This is a genomic window from Rufibacter soli (genome assembly GCF_054781795.1).
This window is the reverse complement of the sequence record NZ_BAAGTS010000003.1, coordinates 85,271-97,644: the sequence shown is the minus strand read 5'-3', so window position 1 is coordinate 97,644 and position 12,374 is coordinate 85,271. Positions and strand designations below refer to the sequence as shown.

12 protein-coding genes are annotated in these 12,374 nt (G+C 53.1%); 8 read left to right on the top strand and 4 right to left on the bottom strand.

What is annotated here, in order from left to right:
• Positions 1 to 132 precede the first annotated feature (132 nt).
• The 6 genes from ACYVJQ_RS13830 to ACYVJQ_RS13805 all read left to right on the top strand — a co-directional run bounded on the left by ACYVJQ_RS13830 (position 133) and on the right by ACYVJQ_RS13805 (position 4,625).
• Positions 133 to 393 (top strand): 4a-hydroxytetrahydrobiopterin dehydratase, encoded by a 261-nt coding sequence (locus ACYVJQ_RS13830; RefSeq protein ID WP_460893693.1) that lies wholly within the window; start codon positions 133 to 135, stop codon positions 391 to 393.
• A gap of 135 nt (positions 394 to 528) precedes the next feature.
• Positions 529 to 1,218 carry a 16S rRNA (cytidine(1402)-2'-O)-methyltransferase gene (gene rsmI, locus ACYVJQ_RS13825; protein ID WP_460893692.1) on the top strand — a complete coding sequence of 230 codons (690 nt, stop codon included), beginning with the start codon at positions 529 to 531 and terminating at the stop codon, positions 1,216 to 1,218.
• Positions 1,190 to 2,824: an apolipoprotein N-acyltransferase gene (lnt, locus tag ACYVJQ_RS13820; RefSeq protein WP_460893691.1), complete on the top strand. Its 1,635-nt coding sequence runs from the start codon at positions 1,190 to 1,192 to the stop codon at positions 2,822 to 2,824. The genes rsmI and lnt overlap by 29 nt, the downstream gene beginning before the upstream one ends.
• 42 nt (positions 2,825 to 2,866) lie before the next feature.
• Positions 2,867 to 3,697, top strand: a complete 831-nt coding sequence (locus tag ACYVJQ_RS13815) for an inositol monophosphatase family protein (protein WP_460893690.1) — start codon at positions 2,867 to 2,869, stop codon at positions 3,695 to 3,697.
• 150 nt (positions 3,698 to 3,847) lie between these two features.
• The gene (locus ACYVJQ_RS13810; RefSeq protein ID WP_460893689.1) at positions 3,848 to 4,036 is read left to right on the top strand and encodes a FeoB-associated Cys-rich membrane protein; all 189 of its coding nucleotides are present in this window, start codon (positions 3,848 to 3,850) and stop codon (positions 4,034 to 4,036) included.
• 250 nt (positions 4,037 to 4,286) lie between these two features.
• The gene (locus tag ACYVJQ_RS13805) at positions 4,287 to 4,625 is read left to right on the top strand and encodes a hypothetical protein (RefSeq protein ID WP_460893688.1); all 339 of its coding nucleotides are present in this window, start codon (positions 4,287 to 4,289) and stop codon (positions 4,623 to 4,625) included.
• A gap of 96 nt (positions 4,626 to 4,721) precedes the next feature.
• On the opposite strand, the gene ACYVJQ_RS13800 is transcribed toward ACYVJQ_RS13805, so the two are convergent.
• From ACYVJQ_RS13800 to radA, 4 genes are all read right to left on the bottom strand, one after another.
• Entirely contained in the window at positions 4,722 to 5,639 is a 918-nt protein-coding gene (locus tag ACYVJQ_RS13800; RefSeq protein ID WP_460893687.1) for a mechanosensitive ion channel family protein, read from the bottom strand.
• Between the two features lie 157 nt (positions 5,640 to 5,796).
• Complete coding sequence (locus ACYVJQ_RS13795) at positions 5,797 to 6,822, bottom strand: SPASM domain-containing protein (RefSeq protein WP_460893686.1); 1,026 nt, start codon at positions 6,820 to 6,822, stop codon at positions 5,797 to 5,799.
• 124 nt (positions 6,823 to 6,946) lie between these two features.
• The gene (locus ACYVJQ_RS13790) at positions 6,947 to 8,386 is read right to left on the bottom strand and encodes a peroxiredoxin family protein (RefSeq protein WP_460893685.1); all 1,440 of its coding nucleotides are present in this window, start codon (positions 8,384 to 8,386) and stop codon (positions 6,947 to 6,949) included.
• Between the two features lie 83 nt (positions 8,387 to 8,469).
• Positions 8,470 to 9,849 (bottom strand): DNA repair protein RadA, encoded by a 1,380-nt coding sequence (radA, locus tag ACYVJQ_RS13785; RefSeq protein WP_460893684.1) that lies wholly within the window; start codon positions 9,847 to 9,849, stop codon positions 8,470 to 8,472.
• Between the two features lie 220 nt (positions 9,850 to 10,069).
• Between radA and ACYVJQ_RS13780 the strand changes: the two genes are divergently transcribed.
• The gene (locus ACYVJQ_RS13780) at positions 10,070 to 10,519 is read left to right on the top strand and encodes a hypothetical protein (protein ID WP_460893683.1); all 450 of its coding nucleotides are present in this window, start codon (positions 10,070 to 10,072) and stop codon (positions 10,517 to 10,519) included.
• Positions 10,520 to 10,609: 90 nt separating this feature from the next.
• On the top strand, positions 10,610 to 12,022 hold the full coding sequence (locus ACYVJQ_RS13775; RefSeq protein WP_460893682.1) for a methyltransferase RsmF C-terminal domain-like protein: 1,413 nt from the start codon (positions 10,610 to 10,612) through the stop codon (positions 12,020 to 12,022).
• Positions 12,023 to 12,374: the final 352 nt, after the last annotated feature.

Sequence of the window (12,374 nt, the reverse complement as noted above, 5' to 3'; positions counted from 1 at the left end):
GAAGCTTGATAGACGGCTGCCTCCTTTTTACTTAATTGAAACAGAAGAGATACGTTTCATAGCCGTTTTCAAGAAAAGAGAGTAAAAACACGGAGCGGCACTTTTCTTTTCCCTGACCAAAACAAGCCCAATATGTGGACCGAAAAAAACAACCACCTAACCCAGGCCTTCACCTTTAAAGATTTCAAGGAAGCTTTCGCGTTCATAACCCAGGTGGCCCAGGTAGCCGAGGAACTCAATCATCACCCTTGGTGGAGCAACGTCTACAATAAAGTGGAGATCAGGCTCACTACCTATGATGCCGGCACTACCATTACCCAAAAAGACCATGCGCTGGCGCAACGCATCACGGCGCTAGCCGAGAAATACTACGCTAAGTCAGAGAACAACTAAGGCCAGATGCGAGCAAAACCCGTTTTGAGGCCGTTTTTTGAAAAACAGGCTCAAAACGCCCCTCCTGATTCATGAGGTAGAACTCAGGACTCAGAACTCAGGACTCAGAACTCAAAAAAGTCTTATCTTTGAGCTATGGCCGAGCCTGCAGAAGAAACCAGTTTATATTTAGTACCCACGCCCATTGGCAACCTGGAGGACATTACCCTCCGGGCCATCCGTATTCTCAAGGAAGTGGACGTGGTCTTAGCCGAAGATACCCGTACCAGCGGCAAGCTGCTCAACCACTTGGGCATTGACAAGCGCATGCACAGCCACCACCTGCACAATGAGCATAAGGCGGTGGCCCACCTGGTGGAACGCCTGAAGAAGGGTGAGAAAATGGCCATGGTCTCAGACGCCGGCACGCCCGGTATCTCAGACCCCGGTTTCCTGCTGGTAAGGGCCTGCGTGCAGGAAGGTATTAAAATTGAATGCCTGCCTGGGCCCACGGCCTTTGTGCCGGCTTTGGTAAAATCAGGTTTCAGCACAGACCGGTTTACCTTTGAGGGTTTTCTGCCCATTAAAAAAGGACGGCAGACGCGGTTACAGAGTCTGGCCCAGGAAGAACGCACCATGATTTTCTATGAGTCGCCGCACCGGGTGTTAAAGACGCTGGAGCAGTTCAAGGAGGTTTTTGGGCCGGAGCGTATGGTCTCAGTGAGCCGCGAGATCAGTAAATTATTTGAAGAAACGTTGAATGGCACCCTAGCAGAAATGGTGCAGACGTTTACCACTAAAGCTATCAAAGGAGAGTTTGTCATTGTTGTTCAGGGAAACAAATAACCGCTATAATCTTCCGTTGTTGGCGCTGCTGAGCGCACTCTTGCTGTGGCTGGGCTGGCCCGTAAAGCCGCTGGCTATCTTTCTGTTTGTGGGGTGGGTACCGTTCCTGCTCATGGAACAGATCATCTCCAGCCAGAATAAACCCAAGAAAGGGCGACGGTTCTTCCGGCACGCCTACCTCATGCTGCTTCTCTGGAATATCTTCACTACCTACTGGGTAAGTTACTCCACGCTGGGCGGCGGTATTGCGGCTGTGGTGTTCAATGCGCTTTTCATGTCGGTGCCTATCATGGCCTTCTACTGGACCAAGCGCGCCACCGGCAAAACCATAGGCTACCTTAGTCTGCCCGTTTACTGGATTGCCTTTGAGCAGTTTCACCTGAACTGGGATTTGAGCTGGCCCTGGTTGACCCTGGGCAACGGTTTCGCCTCTGTGCCCAGTTGGGTGCAGTGGTATGAGTATACCGGCTTTCTGGGTGGCTCCGTCTGGATCTGGATAGTGAACCTGTTAATCTTCTTTGCGCTGCAGTCCAGAAAGAAATCCATGGCCCGGTGGTGGGCCCCGGTGGCCGCCATTGTCCTACCGTTGGTCATCTCCTTCTGGATTGGCAGCCAGTACCAGGAGAAAGGCGAGGCCGCCGAAGTGGTGGTAGTGCAGCCCAACGTAGACCCCTACCGCGAGAAGTTTGAAGGCGGCGAAGGCTACATTCCCTTTGACCAGCAGCTGGCGCGGTTAATCAAGCTCTCTGAACAGCAGATCACGCCCAATACCAAATTTGTGCTGTGGCCCGAGACCTCCATCAGCAATGGTCTTAACTGGGAGGAGAATTTTCAGTTTAGCCCCGTACGCTTGGTTCTGCAGGACTTTCTGGCGCGGCACCCGGGCATAGAGCTGGTCTCCGGCATCACCTCGGCTATTCAGTATGCAGACTCTTCCAAGAAAAGCGTGACCGCCCGGCAACACCCGGAAGTTGGGTATTATGACGTGTTCAACGCCGGCCTGCACCTGCAGCAAAGCGGTAAGTTTGAGTTCTACCACAAGTCAAAGCTGGTGCCGGGGGTAGAGAAGCTGCCGTATCCGGGGCTGTTCGGGTTTCTGGGGCCTATGGCCATTGACTTGGGCGGCTCGGTGGGCAGCTACGGCATGCAAGAAGAGCGCTCGGTGTTCCGGCATGCGCAGCAGCCAAACCTATCGGGCGCGCCCGTGATCTGCTATGAGTCCATTTACGGCGAGTACGTGAGCGAATACGTGCGTAACGGGGCTAATGCCATCTTCATCATCACCAATGACGCCTGGTGGAGCGATTCACCGGGGTACAAGCAGCACTTGGCCTACGCCAATCTGCGGGCTATTGAAACCAGACGCTCTGTGGCCCGTTCGGCTAATACAGGCATCTCGGGTTTTATCAATCAGAAAGGCCAATTGGTGCAGAAATCGGGGTGGTGGGTACCGGCGGCCCTTAAAGGCGTGATCAGGTTCAACCAAGAACAGACATTCTATACCCGGCACGGCGAATTTATTGGGCATGGTACGCAGTGGCTGGCCCTGGGCTTTGCCTTGTTGGCCGTTGTATGGGGTGTTACTCGCCGCCGGCCCCTGAGATAAGTAGAACGCCTCTCCTGTAAGGGGCATATTTCCTTTAAAGTTATGCAAGACCTTTCCACCATTAGAGACCAGGTAATACAGCTTACCAAAGAGGTAGGCCAGTTTATCCAGACCGAAGCCGCCCGTTTTGACGTGGCCAACCTGGAGCACAAAGGCGTGAATGACCTGGTATCTTACGTAGACAAGGAAGCCGAGAAACGACTGGTAGCCCGCCTGGAGCAACTGCTGCCGGCCGCTGGCTTTATCACCGAGGAAGGCACCAAATCTGAGGAGTCTGACGAATACAACTGGATTGTAGACCCCCTGGACGGCACCACCAACTTCATTCACGGCCTGCCCATCTACGCCATCAGTATTGCGCTGCAACAAAAAGAGGAGCTGGTATTGGGCGTAGTGTATGACATCTGCCGTGATGAGTGTTACCATGCCATTGCCGGAGGAGGCGCCTTCTGCAACCAGAACCGCATCTCGGTATCGCAAACCCCAACTTTAAGTGAGTCGCTTATTGCCACAGGCTTCCCATACTACAGCTTTGACCTGCTGCCCAGTTACCTGAGCGTGATGGGCGCGTTCATGCAGGGCTGCCACGGTTTGCGGCGGTTAGGCTCTGCCGCGCTTGACCTAGCCTACGTGGCCTGCGGAAGGTTTGACGGGTACTTTGAATACAATATCAACTCTTATGACGTAGCCGCTGGCGCCCTGTTGGTGCAGGAGGCCGGCGGTCAGGTAACCGATTTTATGGGAGGCAAGGACTATGTCTTCGGGCGGCAGATCTGCGTGAGCAACGGTCCAGCGGTGCAGAAAGAGATGCTGGCCCTTATTGAACCCTTCTGGAAAGGCCAGGAACCCAGGACTGCCAGCGTAGAGTTGTAAGGCTTACCTTCGGGAAAGCCGTTTTAGGGCCGTTTTCCCAAAAACAGGCTTAAAACAGGTTTTAAGGGGGAAAGGAGTTTAAAGCAATAAGGTGAATTTTAGGGCTTGCCGGCAAACTATTTCTACCTTTGGCAGCGTTATCTTTTTGTTATGGTACAGGAAATCATCATTCTTCTGATTTTTCTTCTGGCCGCGGGCTATGTGCTTCGGTTGGGGTATAAAAGCTTTTTCTCTAAGGACCTGGGCTGTGCTAAAGGCTGCGGCAGCGCCTGCTCTACTATTGACCTGGAGAAAATTGCCCGTGAGATAGAAGCCTCCAAACAAAAGGTGGCCAAGTAATAAGCTTTCAATTCTAGACTTCTAAAGGCGTTCTCTCCCAGAACGCCTTTTTTTTTGCCTTCTGTTTTAAGCCTGCTTTTTGAAAAACAGGCCTAAAACAGCCCTCAGGTTTGGCAGGACTTTGAGGGGCAAGCCATAGGCAAACCGGTTGAATATTATTTTTTTTGAATATAGCTGGCAACCCCACGGGGTTTTTACGTATAGCCAACAAATACCCAATAACGCAAACACAACCCTAATACCTCTGGCTATGCAAGACAAGGAAGAAGAAAGAAGCTTAATCAACGTGGAAGCTCGCCTTAACAAAGAAGGCTATACCAATAACTTCAGAGTGACAGATGATAACCGTCTGTGTGTGCTTAATTCAGACAAATACTACAACGTTGACCAGGTGCGCATTGTAGATTTTTACCGCTTTGAGGGCGAAAGTAACCCAGATGACATGTCTATCCTGTACGCCCTGGAAACCAATGACGGCTTAAAAGGCACCATCTCCAACTCCTACGGCACGTACGCCGACCAAGGAGTAGACGCTTTCCTGAAACAGGTGGAAGACATTGGCAAAAACCTGGACAAGAAAGATAAATAGTCTGCAATACCTGCAGCGCACAAACGCAAAAGCGGCCGGAGGTTCTTTTCCGGCCGCTTTTTTTGCGCCCTGTCTCAGGGGTGAAGTGCCCAAGTCTTAGTCCCGGTCCTGGGCGGGTGGGCCAGGAAGGGCCTCCTTCAAATTAATGGACAGGTTCCGGCAGCCCTTTTCCCCAAAGTTGAGCGTTGTCATCGGGAACGGAATCTCTATGTGGTGGGTGTCAAAGGCCTTCTTGATCTTGATGATGGCATCGCTCTTGGCGTAGACAAAATCGGTTTGGCGCTTGTACTGGATCCAGTAGCGCACCAGGAAATTGACGCTGCTGGGGCCAAACTCCTCAAACACCACCTCCACGTCCTTGCCCTCTATCATATTGGGGATATCCACCATGGCCTCTTTCACCACTTGCTGTACCCGCTCCAGATCCTCTCCATAGGCAACATGGGCCTTAAGGTCTATGCGCCTAATGCCATAATGCGTGAAGTTGGTAAGCGCCGACTCAAAGACCTTTCGGTTGGGCATTTTCACCAGTTCGCCGGTTTGCCTTCTGATGTCTACAGTGCGCAGGTTAATGCGCTCAATGGTCCCAAAATGGTCATTGGTCTCTATCACGTCACCTACCACAAAAGGCTTTCTGAAAGCAATGATCACCCCCGAGATGAAGTTGGCGGCAATGTCCTGAAAGGCGAAACCCAGGGCCAAACCAATGATACCCGCACCCGCCAGTAACGTCGTGACCGTCTTGTCTAGCTTAAGAATGCTAAGGGTGAAGAAAATCCCCAGTACCATGATGCTGGCATAGACCGTGGTGCCTACCAGGTTGTTGAGGGCACTGCTATGGGTAAACCTGATAAGCAGTTTATCTGAGGTGCGGCGCATAAGCCGGGCAGTGATCACCGAAAGGATGAGCACCAGCAAGGCCATAAGCAGGTTAGGCAACATGAGGACCACGGCCTTTAGCCACATGTCCATTTTTTGCCAAAGGAGTTGGAACGCTTTGTTAAGTTCAATCACGGGCGTGCAAATAGAATATCACGTATGGGCACGGTAAAAAAGGCCTTTGCTTTGCAAAAAGCACGTTTTCACCAGCTCAAAAAAGGAGAGAAGAATAAATTTACCCTACATACGAAAGATAGGGAATGCAAGCTACATTAATTGCCAGAGAAACGCTTTATCCCCACACTTTAGTACCTTCTGAGCAGTTGCGGCACATCTCTATTTGAGTACGGCCTTGCAACAGTGAGCCCCTGAACTTTTGGTAGCCCTCGCTTTTCCAAAGCTCCTTGAAGGACTGTTGCTTCAGGTTGCCCAGGCGGTAATGGGCGTCTTTGTCAAAGCAGCAGGGTACCACCAGGCCGTCCCAGGTGATCACGCAGGAATGCCACATTTTCCAGCAGCCGTCAATCAATTTGTTCTTGAGCGAGTACGTACCGTTGGGCTGCGCCTGATACCTGCTATAATAGTCTATGGTAGGGATGAGCGGCGAGCCGTGTTCATGGTCATAGATTTGGGCGGTCTTAAACCAAATGTCATCTACGCCTAAGTCCTGGGCCAGTTGCCGGGCGTCCTCAATCTGGTGCTCATTGGGGCGCACCACCAAAAACTGGAAGATAAGGTACGGCGTCTTGGACTTCAGCTTACGTTTCTGCTCTACCAACCGCTTAGTGCCTTCTAGTACCTTGTCCAATTTCCCGCCTATGCGGTACTGCTTGTAGACTTCTTGCGTGGTGCCGTCCAAAGAAATAATGAGGCGGTCCAGGCCAGACTCCACGGTTTTGCGGGCGTTCTCCTCAGAAAGGTAGTGGGCGTTGGTAGAGGTGGCGGTATAAATGCCTTTTTTAGAGGCGTATTTGACCAGATCCAGGAACGAAGGGTGCAGGTATGGCTCTCCCTGGAAGTAGAACAGCAGGTACAGCAGCCGGTTGTGCAGTTGGTCAATGGTCTCCTTGAACAGGTCATTAGAGAGCATGCCCGTGGGGCGGGTGAACGACCTAAGGCCGCTGGGGCACTCAGGGCAGCGCAGGTTACAGGAGGTGGTGGGCTCAAAGGAGATACTCACCGGGGCCCCCCAGTGCCGGGGCTTTTTGGTAAGGCGGGCCAGGGCATAGCTGCTCACTACCTGCAGCACGTTCCAGGCGCGGCGGGGGGTAAGCTTAGATGCCAGGTTCAATCCATCCTGTAAGGTGCCTCGGGTCAAGGGAATAGAATGCTAGAGGTAAATGGGTTAGGCCGCTGCTGCCCCGAGGGTGAAGAGCGAAAACCCCAGGCGATAAGGCACAAATGCGTTTTAAGCCTGTTTTTCCAAAAGTACGCAAAAAACGCTACTTCCCCTGGCTCTCGCGGTATTTGTCTACGGCGGTGGCCACGTCGCGGGCGCCTTCAGCGTGGCCAGGGCGGCGGGCATTGGTATTAAAAAGGGTACCGTCTGGGGCGATCATAAAGTAGGCCGGAAAGCTTTTTACGTCATAATCCTTGAGAATCTGGGCAGACAGGTCTGGCGCATACAATTGCACGCCCGGGTATTTGTTCTGAGTCACTGATTTTTTCCAGGCCGCCAGGTCCTCACCCACCGATACCTGCAGCAGCACAATATCTTTAGCCGCCAACTGCTGCGCGAAATACTTGTAGGCCTGCTGGTCTACTGTGCAAATGCCGCAGTGGGTGCGCCAAAAGCCCAGGTACACAATTTTGCCTTTGTATTTATCCAGAGAAACGCTGTCACCAGCCGCCGATAGGAGTTTGAACGCGGGAGCCGGGGTTCCCAGTCCCACCCTTCTGAACTGCTTGTATTGGTCTTTCACGTAACTCACGTAGGTAGGCTGTTTTGCCTCCTTTAGAAAGTCCAGGTACATGGCATCGGCATCGGGCACGTAGCCAAACCGGAACGCCTGTGACACCACACGGGACTGCATCATTTCACGGGGAACGCCTTTGAGTTCTTTCTTGGCCATAGCATACAGGGTGGGGTAAAAGTCCCGCCCTAAATTGTTAGGCTGCTCCTTTAAGGCCTTGAACTGGAAGTAGTTGTTGAGGAAATCAAGGTAGGCCTGGCTTCTGGTGGCACCGGGGTCATTCAGGTTCACCTTGGCAAGAAAGTCATAGTACGTGGGCGAAAGCTGTGGCGGCAAATCTCCCACGCGTTTGCGCACGTCTACATAGGTGAGGCGGTCATTGGCGTAGGTAAACTCAATCTGGGCCTTGGCATAGGCCTTGAACTCCTCAGACATCTGCTTGTTTTTCAGGAACTTCTCCAGGAAGGTGTATTGGTCTTCGCGGCGCTCCTCCAGAAACTGCAGGAACTCTTTCTCGCGTTTATGGATGTTGTCTGGCAGCACCTGATAATCTTCCTCCTCCTCAAACTTCTTCTCAAACTGTAGCAGGAAGTTGTTCTCCTCAAAGCCTTTCCCCTTGATCTTGAGGCTGGAAATGAAGTCCTCGGCCTCCACGCGCACGTCCAGGGCATCACCGGGCTGTAGGTACAGCATCACCGACTCCGGCCCGTGCACCAGTTCTCCCAGCATGGCCTCGCCCACGGGCGCCTTAATGGTAAATTCGCCTTTATTTGACAGGGCCACCGTATGTGACACCCCCGAGTAGGAGGCCGGCACGGTATATAACTCTAACAAGACGCTATCGCTTACCGGGTTAGAGACCTTTCCGGTAATGGTGACCGTGCCTTGGGCCTGGGCCAAAGGGCTAGCGCCAAAACCAAGAACCAGGGAGAAAAGAAGGGCGAGGGGGGCTTTGGAAGTAGAAATCATTGCGAAAGAACGTTTACGGGGGATAATTCTTTTTCAATTGGGTTATTTAACGCCAGTTAGGGGCAGAAGGGTTCAGAGGGGCCTTAGCCAAACAACCCACTGAACACCTCTTCTAAACGGCTGGCGGCGTGAATTCTGATATTGAACCGGCTAAAATCCACCCCTTTTTTGTTGTACTTGGAAATATAAATATCCTGGAAACCCAGCTTTTCGGCCTCTGAGATGCGCTGCTCAATGCGGTGCACGGCGCGTACCTCACCGCCCAGACCCACCTCGGCGGCAAAGCAGGAGGTATGCGGAATAGCGATGTCCTCAAAAGAGGAAAGCATGGCGGCGCAGATAGCCAGGTCCAGGGCCGGGTCTTCTACCTTAAGGCCGCCGGCAATGTTCAAAAACACGTCCTGGGTACCCATCTTGAAGCCCCCGCGTTTCTCCAGCACGGCCAGCAGCATGTTCAGGCGTTTCACGTCAAAGCCGGTGGAGCTGCGCTGCGGTGTTCCGTAAGTGGCGGGCGTGACCAGGCTCTGCACCTCAATCAATAAGGGCCGGTTGCCTTCCATGGTGCCACCAATGGTAATTCCACTGAACGCCTCTTCACGCTGCGAGATCAATATCTCTGAGGGGTTGCTCACTTCTCTCAGCCCCGTGCCCAACATCTCATAGATGCCCAGTTCAGAGGTGCTTCCAAAGCGGTTTTTGGTGGTGCGCAGAATGCGGTAGGTCATATGGCGGTCGCCCTCAAACTGAAGCACGGTGTCTACCATGTGCTCCAGAATCTTGGGTCCGGCCAGGCTACCCTCTTTGGTAATGTGGCCAATCAAAAACACGGGCGTGCCGCTTTCCTTCGCGAATTTTAGCAGTTCTGCGGTACACTCGCGCACCTGCGCCACGCTGCCCGCGCCACTCTCAATAAAGGAAGAGTGCAATGTCTGGATGGAGTCCACGATCAGCACATCGGGTTGGAGCTGCTCTACCTGCTTGAAGATGTTCTGGGTGCCGGTCTCGGTTAAGATAAAGCAGTTGGGGTGCTGAGCGCCCAGACGCTCGGCGCGCATCTTGATCTGCTGCTCGCTTTCCTCCCCAGAAATATACAATACCCGTTGGGCGCGCAGGCTCAGGGCAATCTGCAGCATGAGCGTAGACTTGCCTATGCCCGGCTCGCCGCCGATGAGCACCATGGAGCCAGGCACAATGCCGCCGCCCAGCACGCGGTTCAGCTCGGCATCGGTGGTTTCAATGCGGGCCTGCTCTGAGTAGGTGATTTCATTGATGGGCTTGGGTTTACTGGCTACCTGCGTGCTGCTGGTGCCCACTTTCCAGGCGCTGGTAGGGGTAACGTCTTCGCGGGCCAGAACTTCCTCTACGTAGGTATTCCATTCACCACAGGCGGGGCACTTGCCAATCCATTTAGCTGATTGGGCGCCGCAGCTCTGGCAGAAGTATGCTGTTTTGATTTTAGCCATAAAATTAATTTTTCCGTGCCGCCGCTACCAAAAAGAAGCGAAGGGCGAGGGCCGGGTAATGGGAGGGATACTGCTTGAAGTAACAACTTCTCTTGGGGAAACACTCCGTTTTAAGCCCGTTTTTTCAAAAATAACCTAAAAATAGAGTTTGCCCAGATAAATTTTCGGCCATGCCGGTATTGTTCTCGTTTTTAGGATTATAGCCTTACTTTATACGCCCATGAAGATGCCTAAAATAGCCTTGTTTTATATTTTGTCTGGCCTCCTGCCCCTCTGGCTGGTTGGTTGCCAGACCGCTCCCCCAGCTGGGCCAGCCACGGCCGAAAACTCTGTTAAGACATCAGATTCCACCGAAGCTCCTATCCCGAGGATTTCTCCCAAGCGGGTAGACATACGGGGCTACATCACGCAACGGGAATACAGCCAGGGGCAGATGGTTATTTTGGTGGAAGGAACCCTGGACCAGAACTCGCAGTTCAGCCGGGCGGTGGTGTTGGTGACGCCTATCACCCAGGTAATTGGGCCAGACGGCAAAAGCCGCAACCTCAGTGAACTGGCCATGGGCCAATACGTTTCTATCCTGTTTAGGGGCCGTTTCAGGCAAGGGGCAGGGTTCTCGGCGCAAGCCACGGCCCGCAAACTCTGGATTGAGCCCGCTGGAAGCGAGTGATTTCTGTTTTAAGGCCGTTTTTAGAAAAACAGGCCTAAAACAGAAATGGTATCTTTGTGGCGGCCTTTCCTTTTACCTGGCTTTCTATCTATGAGCGTGACCCTTCCGGCTTCCTTTGAGACCCGCATGCAAACCCAGTTAGGCGATGCGTACCCAGACTTCGCCCAGGCGCTAAGCCAGGCCTCACCCATTAGCGTGCGGGTAAACCAGGCCAAACTTCCTTTTCCCACCGGTTTGGTGCCCGTACCTTGGACCCAGACCGGCTTCTACCTACCCACCCGCCCCAGCTTCACCTTGGACCCGCTCCTGCACGGCGGCGCCTATTACGTGCAGGAGGCCAGCTCTATGTTTCTGGAGCAGGCCCTGCGCCAAAGCGTAGATTTAAATGAGCCGCTGGCGGTATTGGACCTGTGTGGCGCGCCCGGCGGAAAATCTACCCACATCGCCTCCTTGATCTCTGAGGAAAGCCTGCTGGTAGCTAATGAGGTGATCAAGGCCCGAGCCAATATCCTGGCCGAGAATATCCAGAAATGGGGCAGCGGCAACGTAGTGGTCACCAACAACGACCCCAGCCACCTGGGGCAACTGGCCGGCTTCTTTGACGTGATGGTGGTAGACGCGCCCTGCTCGGGCGAAGGCATGTTCCGGAAAGACCCAGATGCCATGAATGAGTGGTCTGAGGCCAACGTGAAACTCTGCTGCGAACGCCAGCGCCGTATCTTAATGGATGTCTGGGACGCGCTCAAACCCGGCGGTGTACTCATCTACAGCACCTGTACCTATAACCTGGAAGAAAACGAGGAAAACCTGGCCTGGCTGGCCCGTCAGCAGGAAGCCGAGCCTATCCAACTACAACTCCAACCCGAGTGGGGCGTGACCGAAACCCAACTGGAAGGCATGCACGGGTACCGCTTCTACCCGCACCGCACCCAGGGCGAAGGCTTCTTCCTGGCCGCCGTGCGCAAAACCGGCGGCCAGGAAGCGCGTGCCTTCAAGAAAAGCAAACGCCCCTTCCTGGTACTGGCCTCCAAGCAAGAGAAAACCCTGGTGCAGAATTGGCTGAAAGAATCTGAAGCCTGGGAACTGGTAAAGCACAAAGAAATTCTGCGGGCCTTGCCCAAGGCCTGGATGCTGGAACTGGAACAGCTTTATGAGAACCTACGCGTAGTCTACGGCGGCATTGAACTAGCCGAGGTCATGAAAAACAACGCCAAACCTCTACCCGCCCTTGCCCTTTCCCAGCACTTAAATCCAGACGCTTTCCCACACGCTGAAGTAGACCAAGCCACGGCCCTCAAATACCTCCACCGCGAAGATGTGGTGCTGGAAGACTCGGCCAATGGCTGGGTATTGGTTCAATTCCACGGCGTGGCCTTAGGCTGGGGCAAAAAACTCCAGAACCGCGTCAACAACCACTACCCCAAAGAATGGAGGATTAGAATGAGTTTAGATGAGGCCTTGAAAGGAGAGAATGTGGAAGGGCTGTTTACGTTGGGGAAGTAGTAGCAAGTAGCATGTAGCATATTCATGCTTTTCATTTTGGGCCTGATTTTCAGAAAACCGGCCCAAAACGGGAATAGCCCACAATCTATTTCTTACTCCCACACCTGGCGCGAGTTTGCAACTCGTGCCTACGGATGACGGGTAGTTTGCAACTACCCTCGCTTTGAAGAAGCGACTTTTGTCAGAAGAGGAATTTCGTGCAGAAGTAGGGCAATCCCTTGTGGTTACCCAAATACGGTAGCAAACGTGAAGGGCAACCACAAGGGATTGCCCCTACATTATCATGACAAATTAAACAAGTTGTTTTCTTACAGGCGAATGTTAGGCCCAAAACAGAAATCCCGGCAATTCA

Excerpts from the sequence above, each read along its gene's own strand:
- ACYVJQ_RS13805 (WP_460893688.1), top strand. The coding sequence starts at position 4,287 with ATGCAAGACAAGGAAGAAGAAAGAAGCTTAATCAACGTGGAAGCTCGC.
- rsmI (WP_460893692.1), top strand. The coding sequence starts at position 529 with ATGGCCGAGCCTGCAGAAGAAACCAGTTTATATTTAGTACCCACGCCC.
- ACYVJQ_RS13810 (WP_460893689.1), top strand. The coding sequence starts at position 3,848 with ATGGTACAGGAAATCATCATTCTTCTGATTTTTCTTCTGGCCGCGGGC.
- ACYVJQ_RS13780 (WP_460893683.1), top strand. The coding sequence starts at position 10,070 with ATGAAGATGCCTAAAATAGCCTTGTTTTATATTTTGTCTGGCCTCCTG.
- ACYVJQ_RS13790 (WP_460893685.1), bottom strand. The coding sequence starts at position 8,386 with ATGATTTCTACTTCCAAAGCCCCCCTCGCCCTTCTTTTCTCCCTGGTT.
- radA (WP_460893684.1), bottom strand. The coding sequence starts at position 9,849 with ATGGCTAAAATCAAAACAGCATACTTCTGCCAGAGCTGCGGCGCCCAA.
- ACYVJQ_RS13830 (WP_460893693.1), top strand. The coding sequence starts at position 133 with ATGTGGACCGAAAAAAACAACCACCTAACCCAGGCCTTCACCTTTAAA.
- ACYVJQ_RS13775 (WP_460893682.1), top strand. The coding sequence starts at position 10,610 with ATGAGCGTGACCCTTCCGGCTTCCTTTGAGACCCGCATGCAAACCCAG.
- ACYVJQ_RS13815 (WP_460893690.1), top strand. The coding sequence starts at position 2,867 with ATGCAAGACCTTTCCACCATTAGAGACCAGGTAATACAGCTTACCAAA.